The sequence below is a fragment of the Streptomyces sp. NPDC057445 genome (assembly GCF_042802855.1).
Lineage (GTDB): Bacteria > Actinomycetota > Actinomycetes > Streptomycetales > Streptomycetaceae > Streptomyces.
Window position 1 is genome coordinate 360147 of record NZ_JBHVDH010000004.1, and the last position, 15221, is coordinate 375367.

15 protein-coding genes, 1 pseudogene and 1 riboswitch are annotated in these 15221 nt (G+C 70.3%); of the genes and pseudogenes, 14 read left to right on the forward strand and 2 right to left on the reverse strand.

Annotated features, from left to right (window positions below; all coding sequences use genetic code 11):
- The first annotated feature begins 26 nt into the window (after nucleotides 1–26).
- From lepB to ACFU5O_RS12905, 8 genes are all read left to right on the forward strand, one after another.
- Entirely contained in the window at nucleotides 27–776 is a 750-nt protein-coding gene (gene lepB, locus ACFU5O_RS12870; protein WP_384239478.1) for a signal peptidase I, read from the forward strand.
- Nucleotides 769–1311, forward strand: a complete 543-nt coding sequence (locus ACFU5O_RS12875; protein WP_384239480.1) for an NUDIX hydrolase — start codon at nucleotides 769–771, stop codon at nucleotides 1309–1311. Before lepB ends, ACFU5O_RS12875 begins: the two co-directional genes overlap by 8 nt.
- Before the next feature lie 55 nt (nucleotides 1312–1366).
- Nucleotides 1367–1675: a DUF2469 domain-containing protein gene (locus ACFU5O_RS12880; RefSeq protein WP_003965949.1), complete on the forward strand. Its 309-nt coding sequence runs from the start codon at nucleotides 1367–1369 to the stop codon at nucleotides 1673–1675.
- An 84-nt stretch (nucleotides 1676–1759) separates the two neighbouring features.
- Nucleotides 1760–2137, forward strand: coding sequence for a YraN family protein (locus ACFU5O_RS12885; RefSeq protein ID WP_384239481.1), 378 nt, complete (start codon nucleotides 1760–1762; stop codon nucleotides 2135–2137).
- Entirely contained in the window at nucleotides 2137–3762 is a 1626-nt protein-coding gene (locus tag ACFU5O_RS12890; RefSeq protein ID WP_384239483.1) for a YifB family Mg chelatase-like AAA ATPase, read from the forward strand. Before ACFU5O_RS12885 ends, ACFU5O_RS12890 begins: the two co-directional genes overlap by 1 nt.
- Nucleotides 3763–3835: 73 nt before the next feature.
- Entirely contained in the window at nucleotides 3836–5002 is a 1167-nt protein-coding gene (dprA, locus tag ACFU5O_RS12895) for a DNA-processing protein DprA (protein ID WP_384239485.1), read from the forward strand.
- 249 nt (nucleotides 5003–5251) lie between these two features.
- Nucleotides 5252–6088 (forward strand): RNA polymerase sigma factor WhiG, encoded by an 837-nt coding sequence (gene whiG, locus ACFU5O_RS12900; protein WP_384239487.1) that lies wholly within the window; start codon nucleotides 5252–5254, stop codon nucleotides 6086–6088.
- A gap of 117 nt (nucleotides 6089–6205) precedes the next feature.
- On the forward strand, nucleotides 6206–6766 hold the full coding sequence (locus tag ACFU5O_RS12905) for a TetR/AcrR family transcriptional regulator (protein WP_384239690.1): 561 nt from the start codon (nucleotides 6206–6208) through the stop codon (nucleotides 6764–6766).
- 293 nt (nucleotides 6767–7059) lie between these two features.
- Here the strand turns inward: ACFU5O_RS12905 and ACFU5O_RS12910 are convergent.
- Nucleotides 7060–7642: pseudogene (locus ACFU5O_RS12910) on the reverse strand (M23 family metallopeptidase); the annotation flags it as partial.
- A gap of 198 nt (nucleotides 7643–7840) precedes the next feature.
- On the opposite strand from ACFU5O_RS12910, the gene rpsB reads away from it, so the two are divergent.
- From rpsB to ACFU5O_RS12935, 5 genes are all read left to right on the forward strand, one after another.
- A complete protein-coding gene (gene rpsB / locus ACFU5O_RS12915; protein ID WP_384239489.1) occupies nucleotides 7841–8761 on the forward strand; it encodes a 30S ribosomal protein S2 in 921 nt (306 codons plus the stop codon).
- Nucleotides 8762–8857: 96 nt separating this feature from the next.
- Nucleotides 8858–9694 (forward strand): translation elongation factor Ts, encoded by an 837-nt coding sequence (gene tsf / locus ACFU5O_RS12920; protein WP_384239491.1) that lies wholly within the window; start codon nucleotides 8858–8860, stop codon nucleotides 9692–9694.
- A gap of 158 nt (nucleotides 9695–9852) precedes the next feature.
- On the forward strand, nucleotides 9853–10635 hold the full coding sequence (pyrH, locus tag ACFU5O_RS12925) for a UMP kinase (RefSeq protein WP_384239493.1): 783 nt from the start codon (nucleotides 9853–9855) through the stop codon (nucleotides 10633–10635).
- Between the two features lie 188 nt (nucleotides 10636–10823).
- Nucleotides 10824–11381, forward strand: coding sequence for a ribosome recycling factor (frr, locus tag ACFU5O_RS12930; RefSeq protein ID WP_384239494.1), 558 nt, complete (start codon nucleotides 10824–10826; stop codon nucleotides 11379–11381).
- Nucleotides 11381–12520 (forward strand): phosphatidate cytidylyltransferase, encoded by a 1140-nt coding sequence (locus ACFU5O_RS12935; protein WP_384239495.1) that lies wholly within the window; start codon nucleotides 11381–11383, stop codon nucleotides 12518–12520. The genes frr and ACFU5O_RS12935 overlap by 1 nt, the downstream gene beginning before the upstream one ends.
- A gap of 101 nt (nucleotides 12521–12621) precedes the next feature.
- Here the strand turns inward: ACFU5O_RS12935 and ACFU5O_RS12940 are convergent, their stop codons facing one another.
- On the reverse strand, nucleotides 12622–13428 hold the full coding sequence (locus ACFU5O_RS12940; RefSeq protein ID WP_384239497.1) for a hypothetical protein: 807 nt from the start codon (nucleotides 13426–13428) through the stop codon (nucleotides 12622–12624).
- Nucleotides 13429–13882: 454 nt separating this feature from the next.
- On the opposite strand from ACFU5O_RS12940, the gene rlmN reads away from it, so the two are divergent.
- Complete coding sequence (gene rlmN / locus ACFU5O_RS12945) at nucleotides 13883–14989, forward strand: 23S rRNA (adenine(2503)-C(2))-methyltransferase RlmN (RefSeq protein ID WP_384239498.1); 1107 nt, start codon at nucleotides 13883–13885, stop codon at nucleotides 14987–14989.
- Between the two features lie 44 nt (nucleotides 14990–15033).
- A riboswitch (TPP riboswitch) is annotated at nucleotides 15034–15144 on the forward strand.
- The last annotated feature ends 77 nt before the right edge of the window (nucleotides 15145–15221 follow it).

The window sequence follows — 15221 nt, forward strand, 5'->3', positions numbered from 1 at the left end:
GTCGACTCCGGAGCGGGGGCGCTGGGATGAGCGGAACAGGACGCAAGGAAGACGGCCGCGGCCGTCTCGGCAGCGTGCTGTCGGGGCTGGCCGTGGCGCTCGGCTGTGTGCTCTTCCTCGGAGGGTTCGTCTGGGGAGCGGTGGAGTACCAGCCCTACACGGTGCCGACCGACTCCATGTCGCCGACCGTGGACGCGGGCGACCGGGTGCTGGCGCAGCGGATCAGCGGCTCCGAGGTGCGGCGCGGCGATGTCGTGGTCTTCACCGACAAGGTGTGGGGCGACATGCCGATGGTGAAGCGCGTCGTCGCCGTGGGCGGCGACAAGATCGAGTGCTGTGACGCGGACGGCCGTGTGAGCATCAACGGCATGGCGATCGACGAGCCGTATCTGCGCGAGGAGGGCCGGGCCTCGCCCCAGTCGTTCAGCGCCACCGTCCCCGAAGGGCAGCTCTTCCTCCTCGGCGACGAACGCATGGGTTCCCTGGACTCCCGGGTGCATCTGCAGGATCCCGGACACGGGGCGGTGCCGCGGTCGGCGGTGAGCGCCCGGCTGGATGCAGTGGCATGGCCGGTGGGCGGCCTGATGGAGCGGCCTCAGGCCTTCCAGGCACTGCCGGGCGGAGTGTCGCAGCCGGGCCCGGTGAAGCTGGTCGTGGGGGCTGTGGTGCTCGGAGCCCTGCTGATCCTGGCCGGCGCGGCGTACGGACCGCTGGCACGCGCCTTCGGGCGGCGAAAGACACCGGAGCCGCGCGGCAGGGTGGCCGCGGATGCCTGAATCCGGGCCCGAGCCCCTGTCCGGACAGCCCGGACACGGGGCGGCGCCCGGGAGGGAACTCCGGAAGGTCGCGCGGGTGGTCCTGCTGGATCCGGAGGACCGCATTCTGCTGATCCACGGATACGAGCCGGAGGACCCCGCGGACACCTGGTGGTTCACACCGGGCGGCGGCATCGAGGGCGATGAGACCCGGGCGCAGGCCGCACTGCGCGAGGTGGCCGAGGAGACCGGGATCACCGACGTCGAGCTGGGGCCGGTGATCTGGCAGCGCGTGTGCTCGTTCCCGTTCGACGGGCGGCGCTGGGAACAGGACGAGTGGTACTACCTGGCGCGGACCCGCCGGACCACGACCAGCCTCACCGGCCTCACCGGGCTCGAGCAGCGCAGCGTCTCCGGGCTGCGGTGGTGGACCTGCGCGGAACTGTCGGCGGCGCGTGAGACGGTGTACCCGACAAGACTCGCCGAGCTGTTGCGCACGCTGCTCGACGAGGGTCCTCCGGGTGCGCCGGTGGTCCTCGCCCCGGAAATCGCTTAGGGGCGTACGGGGCTGGCGCACAATAGGGGGACGCACGGCTGAAGGGGAACATGCCATGAGCGCCGAGGACCTCGAGAAGTACGAGACCGAGATGGAGCTGAAGCTCTACCGGGAGTACCGCGACGTCGTCGGTCTGTTCAAATACGTGATCGAGACCGAGCGCCGCTTCTATCTCACCAACGACTACGAGATGCAGGTGCATTCCGTTCAGGGTGAGGTCTTCTTCGAGGTCTCGATGGCGGACGCCTGGGTCTGGGACATGTACAGGCCGGCGAGGTTCGTCAAGCAGGTCCGCGTCCTGACGTTCAAGGACGTGAACATCGAGGAGCTGAACAAGAGCGACCTCGAGCTTCCGGGTGGCTGAGTTATCCACAACGGGCGAGTTGTCCACCAAGATCCAATAGTTGGGCTGTGACGCGTCAGGGTCGGTGCCGGAGGTGGTGCCGGGATGAACGCGACAGGCGCACTGGGACGGTACGGCGAGGAATTGGCGGCACGCCGGCTCGCCGAGGCCGGAATGGCCGTGCTGGCACGGAACTGGCGGTGCGGACGGACGGGCGAGATCGACATCGTGGCCCGGGACGGCGATGTGGTGGTCGTCTGTGAGGTGAAGACCCGCAGGGGCGCCCCGCCGGGCGCAGGGGTCTTCGAGCATCCGATGGCCGCGGTCACCCCGGCCAAGGCGGACCGGCTCAGAAGGCTGGCCGCATGCTGGCTCGAGCGTCACGGGGAGCCGCCGCCCGGGGGAGTGCGGATCGATCTCATCGGGGTGGTGGTGCCCCGGCGCGGCGCGCCCCTCGTCGAGCACGCGCGGGGGGTGGCCTGATGGGATTCGCGCGCACCTGCTCGGTGGCACTGGTCGGCGTCGAGGGCGTGGTGGTCGAGGTCCAGGCCGACCTGGAACCGGGAGTCGCGGCCTTCACACTGGTCGGGCTCCCCGACAAGAGCCTCGTGGAGAGCCGGGACAGGGTCAGGGCGGCCGTGGTCAACTCCGGCGCGGAGTGGCCGCAGAAGAAACTCACCGTCGGCCTCAGCCCCGCATCCGTCCCCAAGGGCGGCTCCGGCTTCGACCTGGCTGTGGCCTGCGCCGTGCTCGCCGCCGACGAGCGCATCGACCCCCGGGGGATCGCCGATCTGGTGCTCGTCGGGGAGCTGGGGCTCGACGGCAGGGTGCGCCCGGTGCGCGGCGTGCTGCCCGCCGTCCTCGCCGCGGCGGAAGCGGGATACCGGCAGGTGGTCGTCCCTGAGCAGACGGCGGGGGAGGCCTCGCTCGTGCCGGACGTGTCCGTCCTCGGCGTGCGCAGTCTTCGCCAGCTGATCGCCGTGCTGAACGACGAGCCCGTGCCCGAGGAGGAGCCGTACGGCGAAGGCCGGCCGGACGCCATGCTCGCGGGACTCATGGTGCCGGGAGCCGGGGTCGGCACGGGACTGGCGGCGAGCGGAGCAGGCGGTGACGGACCCTGGCCCGAGCTGGCCGACGTGGCCGGTCAGCAGGCCGCCCGCACCGCACTGGAGGTCGCGGCCGCCGGCGCTCACCATCTGCTGCTGCAGGGCCCGCCGGGCGCGGGCAAGACGATGCTCGCGGAGCGACTGCCGGGGTTGCTGCCGCCGCTGACCCGGAAGGAGTCCCTCGAAGTCACGGGCGTTCATTCGGTCGCGGGCATCCTGCCGCCGGGCGAGCCCCTGGTACGTACACCGCCGTACTGCGCGCCGCACCACTCCGCCACGATGCAGTCCCTCGTGGGCGGCGGGCAGGGACTGCCGAGACCAGGGGCGGTGTCCCTCGCGCACCGGGGCGTGCTGTTCCTTGACGAAGCACCCGAGTTCTCCGCCAAGGCGCTGGACGCCCTGCGCCAGCCCTTGGAATCCGGGCATGTGGTCGTCGCACGCAGTGCCGGAGTGGTGCGGCTGCCCGCGCGCTTCCTGATGGTCCTCGCCGCCAACCCCTGTCCGTGCGGGCGGCACACACTGCACGGTGCGGGCTGCGACTGCCCGCCCTCCGTGGTCAGGCGCTATCAGGCGCGGCTGTCGGGGCCGCTGCTCGACCGCGTCGACCTGCGTGTGGAGGTGGAGCCGGTCAGCCGCTCGGACCTCCTCGGGCAGGGCGGGCGCGGGGAGGCCACGGAGACGGTCGCCGAGCGGATCCTGGAAGCCAGGGCACGTGCTTCCGCGCGACTCGACGGCACGCGCTGGAGCGTCAACAGCGAGGTGCCCGGGCATGAGCTCCGCACCCGCTGGCAGGTGGCACCAGGAGCCCTCGCCGCCGCCGAGCGGGAGATGGAGCGAGGCCTGCTCACCGCCCGCGGCATGGACCGGGTCCTGCGCGTCGCCTGGACCGTCGCAGACCTCGCAGGCCACGACCGCCCCGCCGCCCAGGACGTCGGGCTCGCCCTGCAACTGCGAACCGGCATCGCCCGGGGCGTCCCGGCAGTGGTGGGAGCGGCACAGTGACCGGGCGCGGGTTCCTGTGGCGGGCCGCGGCTGCGGCACGGTGTCGGCCGGCCGGGCGGAGGGAGGGCAGACGATGACGGGGGGTGTGACCGATGAGGAGCGGCTGGCGCGGGCCGCGCTGACCCGGGTCGTCGAACCAGGTGACGAGCAAAGCGGGCGTTGGCTGCGGCAGCACGGCGCCGTCGAGGTGATGGCGCGGCTCACCGCACCCGTGTTTCCCGGCGAGACGCTGCCCGGGGCAGGGGAGCGGCGCATCGAGGGCCACCGGAGACGGGCCGTGGAGGCACGCCCCGAGCGCGATCTGGAGACGGTGGCCGCGATCGGCGGACGGTTCCTGTGCCCGGGCGACCCGCAGTGGCCGAGCCAGCTCGATGACCTCGGGGATGCGAGGCCCATCGGGCTGTGGTTACGAGGCGCTCCCGACCTGCGGACATGGGCGCTGCGCTCGGTCTCCGTGGTGGGTGCCAGGGCCTGCACGCCCTACGGCGCCCATGTGGCGGCCACCCTCGGTTCCGGGCTTGCCGAGCGCGGCTGGGTCGTCGTCTCAGGAGCCGCGTACGGGGTGGACGGAGCCGCTCACCGAGGCGCTCTGGCAGCCGGGGGCGCGACGGTCGCGGTACTCGCCTGCGGGGTCGATGTCGCCTATCCACGCTCGCACGCCGAGTTGATCGGCCGTATCGCCGAACAGGGGCTGCTGATAGGTGAGTTGCCGCCCGGCAGTCACCCGACGCGCAGCCGGTTCGTCCTGCGCAACCGTGTCATCGCCGCCCTCACCCGCGGCACCGTCGTCGTGGAGGCCGAGTACCGCAGCGGCTCGCTCGTCACCGCGCGTGCCGCCCAGCGGCTCGGGCGGTGCACGATGGGCGTCCCCGGCCCGGTGACCAGCGGGCTCTCGGCCGGAGTGCATGAACTCCTGCGCGGGGAAGCCGTGCTCGTCACCGACGCCGACGAAGTGGTCGAGCTGGTGGGGGACATCGGTGAGCTCGCCCCGGAACGCCGCGGGCCCGTGCTGCCACGGGACCTCCTCGGCCCCGCAGAGGCGCACGTCCTCGAGGCACTCCCGGCCAAGGGCGCCCTGGACGGACGCGACGTCGCCCGCAGGGCGGGAATCACCACGGACGAGGCACTCGGCAGGTTGTACGAACTGCATTCGCTCGGCTTCGTCGAACGACAAGGCGACCGCTGGCAGTTGGTACCGGGGCCGATACACCCGTCGAACTCCCGGCGAGGCGGTGCTTGACCTGGAGCATTCGGGTGACAGGGTGATGCCGAAGTCCTTCGCGGCCCACCCGGTGACACCCAGGGGGCCGGCGCGCACGGCGACGGCCCCCGTTCGAAGGTGTGGCCGACGGCCCGCACCCGCACAGGCGCGATCCGCCGGTCTTCGCGCACCGCAACCGTCCAGTCACGCTACGCTCCAGGTTCCCCGACCGGCCCTCCGCCCAGAAACACGTCCCCTCACACCCAGCAGAACGGCTCAAGGCAACGCATGCCCCAGCACACCTCCGGGTCTGACCGCGCGGCAGTGCCCCCAGCTGCCCGTGGCACCGTGCGGCCGCCCGCGCCCTCGTCGCTCGACGAGTTGTGGCGGTCGTACAAGACGACGGGCGACGGGCGGCTGCGGGAGCAGCTGATCCTGCACTACTCACCGCTGGTGAAGTACGTCGCGGGCCGGGTGAGCGTCGGGCTGCCGCCCAACGTCGAGCAGGCGGACTTCGTCTCCTCCGGGGTGTTCGGACTCATCGACGCCATCGAGAAGTTCGACATCGAACGCTCGATCAAGTTCGAGACGTATGCGATCACCCGCATCCGGGGCGCCATGATCGATGAACTCCGGGCGCTGGACTGGATCCCCCGCTCCGTGCGCCAGAAGGCCCGCGCCGTCGAGCGTGCGTACGCCACGCTGGAGGCACAGCTGCGGCGCACGCCCAGCGAGAGCGAGGTCGCAGAGGAGATGGGCATCGGGCTGGAGGAACTGCACTCCGTCTTCAGCCAGTTGTCCCTGGCCAACGTGGTGGCCCTGGAGGAACTGCTGCATGTCGGCGGCGAGGGCGGCGACCGGCTCAGTCTCATGGACACACTGGAGGACACCGCTGCGGACAACCCGGTCGAGGTGGCGGAGGACCGGGAGCTGCGCCGGCTCCTGGCGCGCGCGATCAACACGCTTCCCGACCGTGAGAAGACCGTCGTCACGCTCTACTACTACGAGGGCCTCACCCTGGCCGAGATCGGCAACGTCCTCGGGGTCACCGAGAGCAGGGTCAGCCAGATCCACACGAAGTCCGTCCTGCAGCTGCGGGCGAAGCTCGCGGACGTCGGCCGCTGACGCGTACGCGACCCGCACCGGCCGCACGGGGCCGTGGTCGCCGAATGCCCACGCTCCCGCCCGCCCGGACGGACTCGCCCGTAAAGTGGTCCCGTGCCAAGGATTCGAGCGGCCTCCGTGGCCGAGCACCGGACCATGCAGCGCGGCGCCCTGCTTGATGCCGCGCGATCCCTGCTGTCCGAAGGCGGTACGGAAGCGCTGACCTTCCCCGCCCTCGCCGAGCGCACGGGCCTCGCCAGGTCGTCGGTGTACGAGTACTTCCGGTCGCGTGCCGCCGTCGTCGAGGAGCTCTGCGCCGTCGACTTCCCGGTCTGGGCCGCCGAGGTGGAAGCCGCCATGGAGCGGTCCCGTACGCCCGAAGGCAAGGTCGAGGCGTATGTGCGCCAGCAGCTCGAGCTGGTGGGCGACCGTCGCCACCGGGCCGTCGTGGCGATCTCCGCGAGTGAGCTCGACGACGGTGCCCGCGAGAAGATCCGCGCGGCGCACGGTGGCCTTGTCGCCATGATCGTCGAAGCTCTGCGAGAGCTCGGCCACCAGCAGCCCCGTCTCGCCGCGATGCTCCTGCAGGGCATCGTGGACGCCGCGGTCCGCCGCATCGAGCTCGGTGCGGCCGAAAACCCCTCCGGGATCGCCGACGCCGCTGTGTCGATGGCGCTGCGAGGCGTCCGGGGCGAGTGAGCCCGCTCCTCTGCCGGAGGCCCACGGTGCCGGAGACCCTCCACCGCACCGCGCGTCCGCCTGGTGGTGCCGGGGCCCTGCAGCCCCCGAGTCGCACCGCCTCCTCCCCTCTGCACTGGTGCCCGGCCGTGCGGGCCCCCGCGCGCCAGCGCCCGCCGCGAGCATGCCGCCGCCGCGGCCAGAGCGACCGCCTGGACGCAATCCGCTCCTCCACCCGGGCCCGCAGCCACCCGGGCGTGCAAGGCGCTCGCCGTCACCACGACGGCCGACCCCCTCCCCGACGCCCGTGTCGCCGGTACTCCGAAGACCGGCAGCAGTCGTGCCGGGCCCCGGCGCAGCTCGGACGGGGGCAGCAGCGACAGCGGGTCGAGATACTGCTCCCCGCGGCGCAGACCCCAGTGCAGGCACCCCTGGGGACAGTGCGACGGCCCGTCCGTCCGGACCGCGACCAGCTGGCCCGCGGCCACCTCGGTGCCCGGCCCGACCAGCGGCCGAACCGGCTCGTACGTCGTACGCAGCGGAGGGTCGCCCGTACCCGACAAGGCGATCGAGAGCACCCCGCGGCCGGCCACCGCTCCCGCGAAGGACACCGTTCCCGCCGCGGCCGCCCGCACCTCGGTGCCCGGGGGCGCCGCAAGGTCGACACCGCGGTGACCCGGCCCGTAGGGTCCGGCCGGCGGCTCCCAGCCCCGTACCACCTCAGGCCGTGGCGGCCCCACCGGCCATGTGCCCGCTGCCCAGGCGGTGCCTCCCCCGAGGCCCCACAGCAGGGCCACCACTGCCACCGTCATCGTCACGACCCGTACGCGATTCATGCCCCGGACCGTGCCGTACCGGCACCCGACCGCGCTGATCATGGTCCGGATCTGTGGACAACCGGCCAGTTGTGGACAGCGACGTCACCCGGCACTGCGCGGGTCCCGTACACTTCTTCTGGCGATCCGGGTCACCGGGTCGACTTCGCACGCCCCGCCATCTCCCTCATCAGCGGTCGATGGCCGCGCCTCTCGGTCCTTGTGGCACGGCGCGCCGGGGCGTCAGGACATAACCGAGAAAACTCAAGGAGATACGGCCATGGCCGTCGTCACGATGCGGGAGCTGCTGGAGAGCGGCGTCCACTTCGGTCACCAGACCCGTCGCTGGAACCCGAAGATGAAGCGCTTCATCTTCACCGAGCGCAACGGCATTTACATCATCGACCTGCTCCAGTCGCTGTCGTACATCGACCGCGCCTACGAGTTCGTCAAGGAGACCGTCGCCCACGGCGGCTCCATCATGTTCGTCGGCACCAAGAAGCAGGCCCAGGAGGCCATCGCCGAGCAGGCGACCCGCGTCGGGATGCCGTACGTCAACCAGCGTTGGCTGGGCGGCATGCTCACCAACTTCTCCACCGTCTACAAGCGCCTTCAGCGTCTGAAGGAGCTCGAGGCGATCGACTTCGAGGACGTGGCCGCCTCCGGCCTCACCAAGAAGGAGCTCCTGGTCCTCTCCCGCGAGAAGGCCAAGCTGGAGAAGACCCTCGGTGGTATCCGCGAGATGCAGAAGGTGCCGAGCGCCGTCTGGATCGTCGACACCAAGAAGGAGCACATCGCCGTCGGTGAGGCGCGCAAGCTCCACATCCCGGTCGTCGCGATCCTCGACACCAACTGCGACCCCGACGAGGTCGACTACAAGATCCCGGGCAACGACGACGCGATCCGCTCCGTCACCCTGCTCACCCGCGTGATCGCCGACGCCGTCGCCGAGGGCCTCATCGCCCGTTCCGGCGTCGCCACCGGTGACTCGAAGCCGGGCGACAAGGCCGCGGGCGAGCCGCTGGCCGAGTGGGAGCGCGACCTGCTCGAGGGCGAGAAGAAGGCCGACGAGACCCCGGCCGCCGAGGCCGAGAAGCCGGCCGAGACCCCGGCTGCCGACGAGGCCGAGAAGCCGGCCGAGGCCGCTGCCGAGGCTCCGGCCGCGGACGCCGCTCCGGCCGCGGACGCCGAGCAGGCCTGACACCTCAGGTTCGGATGTCAACGGCGGGGGCCCAAAAAGCCCCCGCCGTTGACCCGTAGATCGTTCGACTCTTCGACTTCAGAGAGATTCACAGACATGGCGAACTACACCGCCGCTGACGTAAAGAAGCTCCGCGAACTCACCGGCGCGGGCATGATGGACTGCAAGAAGGCGCTCGACGAGGCCGACGGCAACGTCGACAAGGCCGTCGAGGCTCTGCGCATCAAGGGCCAGAAGGGCGTCGCCAAGCGCGAGGGCCGCTCCGCCGAGAACGGTGCCGTCGTCTCCCTGATCGCCGACGACAACACCTCCGGTGTCATCGTCGAGCTGAAGTGCGAGACGGACTTCGTCGCCAAGGGTGACAAGTTCCAGGCCGTCGCCAACGCGCTCGCCGCCCACGTCGCCGCGACGAACCCGGCCGACATCGAGGCGCTGCTCGCCTCCGAGATCGAGCCCGGCAAGACCGTTCAGGCGTACGTCGACGAGGCCAACGCCAACCTCGGCGAGAAGATCGTCCTGGACCGCTTCGCGCAGTTCTCCGGTGCCTACGTGGCCGCGTACATGCACCGCACCATGCCTGACCTGCCCCCGCAGATCGGTGTTCTCGTCGAGCTCGACACGGTGAACCCCGAGGTCGCCAAGGGCGTCGCGCAGCACATCGCCGCCTTCGCGCCGAAGTACCTCTCCCGCGAGGACGTTCCGGCCGAGGTCGTCGAGTCCGAGCGCCGCGTCGCCGAGGAGACCACGCGCGCCGAGGGCAAGCCCGAGGCCGCGCTCCCCAAGATCGTCGAGGGTCGTGTCAACGGCTTCTTCAAGGAGGCCACCCTCCTTGGTCAGCCGTACGCGCTCGACAACAAGAAGTCCGTCCAGCAGATCCTGGACGAGGCCGGTGTCAGCCTGAAGCGCTTCTCGCGCATCAAGGTCGGCATCTGAGCCGGTACGCGATCGACACGGGAGCCCGCTAGGGTTTCTCAGCAGTCGTCGGCCGCGTGAAAGCCGGACGACCGCAGATCTGACGAGGAGGCCATTGCCGCAGGGACACCAGCACCCACCGGCAATGGCCTTCTTCGTATGTGCACGAGGAGATCTCCATGAACAAGGGCGCGGACGCCAACCAGGCTGCCGACGACAAGAGCGACCACGCCGGCAAAAAAGCCGGCCGCTTTATGCTGAAGCTGTCCGGTGAAGCCTTCTCCGGCGGCACCGGCCTTGGCGTCGATCCCGACGTCGTACACGCCATCGCACGGGAGATCGCCGCGGTCGTGCGTGACGGCGCAGAGATCGCGATCGTCATCGGCGGCGGCAACTTCTTCCGTGGCGCGGAGCTGCAGCAGCGCGGCATGGACCGGGCCCGCTCCGACTACATGGGCATGCTCGGCACGGTCATGAACTGCCTGGCGCTCCAGGACTTCCTGGAGAAGGAGGGCATCGACTCCCGCGTCCAGACCGCCATCACCATGGGACAGGTCGCGGAGCCGTACATCCCCCTGCGGGCCGTACGGCACCTGGAGAAGGGCCGCGTCGTCATCTTCGGCGCCGGTATGGGCATGCCGTACTTCTCCACCGACACCACCGCCGCCCAGCGCGCCCTGGAGATCGACGCCGAGGCCCTGCTGATGGGCAAGAACGGCGTTGACGGTGTCTACGACTCCGACCCCAAGGCCAACCCGGACGCCGTGAAGTTCGACGCGCTGGAGTACGGCGAGGTGCTCTCCCGCAACCTCAAGGTGGCCGACGCAACGGCCATCACCCTCTGCCGCGACAACGATCTGCCGATCCTCGTATTCGAACTGCTCGCCGCGGGCAATATCGCGCGGGCGGTCAGGGGTGAGAAGATCGGCACGCTCGTGAGCGACCAGGGCACCCGGGGCTGACCCGCCCCACCGCTCCCGAGAGGGGATGGACAAAGACCTGCCGGTCGGACACCGTGCAGGGGAACGCGCCGCCAAGTTTCGCCGGCCACGTACTCGTCGCGCTCGTCACGCGGATCCGTCCAGACGGATTCGAGGAGTGAACGTCACGCGTACACGCCGGGCCTACTCAAGACACGCAGGAGCAAGTGGTGATCGAAGAGACCCTCCTCGAGGCCGAGGAGAAGATGGAGAAGGCCGTCGTGGTCGCCAAGGAGGACTTCGCCGCGATCCGCACCGGGCGTGCGCACCCGGCGATGTTCAACAAGATCGTGGCCGACTACTACGGTGCGCTGACGCCGATCAACCAGCTGGCCTCGTTCTCGGTGCCCGAGCCGCGCATGGCGGTGGTGACCCCGTTCGACAAGAGCGCACTGCGCAACATCGAGCAGGCGATCCGGGACTCCGACCTGGGCGTCAACCCCAGCAACGACGGCAACATCATCCGTGTGGTGTTCCCTGAGCTGACGGAGGAGCGCCGCCGTGAGTACATCAAGGTCGCCAAGAGCAAGGCCGAGGACTCCCGGATCTCGATCCGCTCCGTGCGCCGCAAGGCCAAGGAAGCCATCGACAAGCTGATCAAGGACGGCGAGGTCGGCGAGGACGAGGGCCGCCGTGCCGAGAAGGAGCTCGACGACACCACCGCGAAGTACGTCGCGCAGGTGGACGAGCTGCTCAAGCACAAGGAAGCCGAGCTGCTCGAGGTCTGATGAACGACTCTTCCTGGGGGGCTGCGCCGCGCGCGGACTACAGCCCCGGTCACTGGGGGCCGCCCGACCAGGGGGCCGCCCCGGCGGGTCCCGCCTACGATGTGCATGATGCCCGGCAGACTCGGCCCATGCCTGTCGTGCCGGATGTCGTGACGGACGTTCCCGACGCAGGTAGAGACGCACAAGATCGCGACGACCGTGCCCGGGGGGCCGCTCGGTGGAGTGGCCCCCCGGTCCGCGACGAGATGCCGCAGGAGCCCATGCCCACCCCTCCGCCGCCTGCGGCTTCCGAGCCGCCGCAGCCTTCAGGGCCGCCGCAGAAGAAGCGCGCGGGCCGGAATCTGCGGGCCGCGATAGGCGTCGGCGTCGGGCTCGGCGCAGTGATCATCGCCTCTCTCTTCGTCGTCAAGGCCGTGTTCGTCGGAGTGATCGCGGTCGCCGTGGTCGTCGGCCTGTGGGAGCTGACCTCCCGGCTCGACGAGCGCAAGGGGATCAAGGCGCCCCTGATCCCGCTCGCGGTGGGCGGCGCGGCGATGGTCGTGGCCGGTTATGTGCGCGGGGCGGAGGGCGCGTGGGTCGTCATGGCGCTCACCGGGCTGGCGGTGCTCGTATGGCGGATGGCCGAGCCGCCGGAGGGCTACCTGAAGGACGTGACAGCGGGGCTTTTCGCCGCGTTCTACGTACCGTTCCTGGCCACGTTCGTCGCGATGATGCTCACCGCCGACGACGGGCCGCAGCGGGTGTTCACGTTCCTGCTGCTGACCGTGGTGAGCGACACCGGCGCCTACGCGATCGGCTGGCGCTTCGGGAAGCACAAGCTGGCTCCGCGCATCAGCCCGGGCAAGACCCGCGAGGGCCTCTTCGGGGCTGTGGCGTTCGGCATGGCGGCGGGTGCCGTGTGCATGCCGCTGCTGATCGACGGTGGCACCTGGTGGCAGGGCCTGCTGCTCGGTCTCGCGGTCGCGGCCAGCGCGACGCTGGGTGACCTGGGTGAGTCGATGATCAAGCGGGACCTCGGTATCAAGGACATGGGCACGCTGCTGCCGGGCCACGGCGGCATCATGGACCGGCTGGACTCCCTGCTGCCGACCGCACCTGTGGTGTGGCTGCTGCTGGTGGTCTTCGTGGGTTCTGGCTGACCGACCGCCGCGCGGCTGGACCGCTGTACGACGAGGGGGCCCACCGTCCGCACGGTGGGCCCCCTCGTCGTACAGCCGCGTTCACGGCGCCGGCCGAGCGGTCATTCCGGAGAGCGCGTGGCGGGCTCCTGCTTGGAGTCGTCCCGGAGGGCCTTGGTCGCGAGTACACCCGCCACGATCAGGGCGATGCCCAGCCAGGTGGAGTCCTCGAAGATCAGGACGGCGACGCCGATGGGGATGAGCAGCCCGGCCAGCGGGAGCAGCAGTCCGCTGATCGGCGGGGTCGGCTCGCCCCGTGCCTTGGCCCGTGCGTAGTCCGGGTACCACTCGGTGAAGCGCAGGGCCGCGATGATCGCCAGGATCTGGATGATCCATTCCGTCCAGATGTTGTCCGGGTTGTGGAGCACGAGATCGCCGTAGCCGCCCGTGACCGCGGCCGCCAGGAAGGCGAGCCCCCAGACACCGGTGATCACGTAGTTGGTCCGCTTGAAGGCGGGGGAGTCCCAGAGGACGGGATCCACGCGCTCGTGGGCGTACTGCAGTGTGAAGGGCACCAGTACGGCCATGGAGCCGAAGGCGATCAGCACCAGGGCGATGTTCGCGACCTCGTCCGCGTAGGTCTCCAGCCAGACGTGGGTGCCCTCGTCGGCAAGCGCCCCCACGATCGCCAGCGCGGTGAAGACGACCACGTCCGCCACCTCAAGGATCTTGAGGGATGTGCCGGGATGCAGGATCCGTCCCGCGACGACCATGACGACGGAGACCGCGAGTGCGAGTCCCACCGCCAGCCCGAAGCGGCCGGGGCCGGCGAGAATCGAGAAGATGATCCACGGAGCCATCCCCACCACGGGGCTGTCGAGCGCGCCTGCCAGCCACTTGCCTCCTGCGGAATCAGCCACGGCCTTCATGGGCCAACCTTCCGGATCACGACAACCCGAGTTCCAGCCTGACTCCGGAGCACGGGGTTCGCGCGGTGAGGGCGCCGCAGCCCGACGCAACGGAACGGACGCAGTTCCTGCTTCTGCTCCGCCGATCGGCAACCGCACGGTTGTGACATTGCGCCGGCCAGGATGGAGGAACTGACATGGAAGACCTGCTTGGTTTCCGCCCGACCAGCGTCGTGCCCTGATACGGATGCGCGTGCTGACGCGGATGCGCGTGCTGTTCCCGCAGGGCTGGAGGGTGACAGCCGACATCCGGATGAGGCCGTCGGATGACGGGACGACCAGCCAGAACGTCACCAGTCGCGGTCCTCGGCGGGTCGTGCGAGGGGCCCGCCGATGACCGGCGGCGAGCGGCGACGCCCACCTGCTCGACAGGGCCCCCAGGCCACCGGATTCCGTCTGCGACACTGGTAGGACCATGCCCAAGCCCGGAGAACTCACTTTCGTCGCGCCGCGCGGAGCCAAGAAGCCCCCGCGGCATCTCGCCGACCTCACGCCCGCCGAGCGCAAGGAGGCCGTTGCCGCGATCGGCGAGAAGCCGTTTCGCGCCAAGCAGCTGTCGCAGCACTACTTCGCTCGGTACGCCCACGACCCCGGTCAGTGGACCGACATCCCCTCGGCCGCGCGTGAGCGGCTCGCGGCGGAGCTGCTGCCCGATCTGATGTCCGTCGTCCGGCACATCTCGTGCGACGACGACACGACCCGCAAGACGCTGTGGCGCCTGCATGACGGGACGCTCGTCGAGTCCGTGCTGATGCGCTACCCGGACCGGGTGACGATGTGCATCTCCTCGCAGGCCGGCTGCGGCATGAACTGCCCGTTCTGCGCCACCGGCCAGGCCGGGCTGGACCGCAATCTGTCCACGGCCGAGATCGTGCACCAGATCGTGGACGGCATGCGGGCGCTGCGCGACGGAGAGGTCCCGGGCGGGCCGGCCCGGCTGAGCAACATCGTCTTCATGGGCATGGGCGAGCCGCTCGCCAACTACAAGCGGGTCGTCGGCGCCATCCGCAGGCTCACCGATCCCGAGCCGGACGGCCTCGGCATCTCGCAGCGCGGGATCACCGTCTCCACGGTCGGCCTCGTCCCTGCGATGCTGCGGTTCGCCGACGAGGGCTTCAAGTGCCGGCTCGCCGTCTCGCTGCACGCTCCCGACGACGAGCTCCGCGACACCCTCGTGCCGGTGAACACGCGCTGGAAGGTGCGGGAGGTGCTGGACGCCGCCTGGGACTACGCGGCGAAGTCCGGTCGCCGGATCTCCATCGAGTACGCCCTGATCCGCGACATCAACGACCAGGCATGGCGTGGTGACCTGCTGGGCCGGCTGCTCAAGGGCAAGCGGGTCCATGTCAACCTGATCCCGCTCAACCCGACCCCGGGCTCGAAGTGGACGGCCTCCCGCCCCGAGGACGAGAAGGCGTTCGTCGACGCGATCGCCGCTCATGGAGTGCCCGTCACCGTGCGCGACACCCGGGGGCAGGAGATCGACGGGGCGTGCGGACAGCTCGCGGCTTCCGAGCGCTAGCGGGCCGCCCGAAGGGCCCATGTAACCTGGGCTCGAACATTTGCATATTCCGACAGGGGAGCGCCACAGCGCTGAGAGTGCGGTGACCGTCAGACCGCAGACCCTCTGAACCTCGCCCGGGTCATTCCGGGTAGGAAGTTCGGACGAGACTCAAGCTGTTGCGCCCTGCCCGGCTCCGGATCGAAGGATCCGAGAACCGGGCAGGGCCGCGTCTCTTCCTGGTCATGTCCAG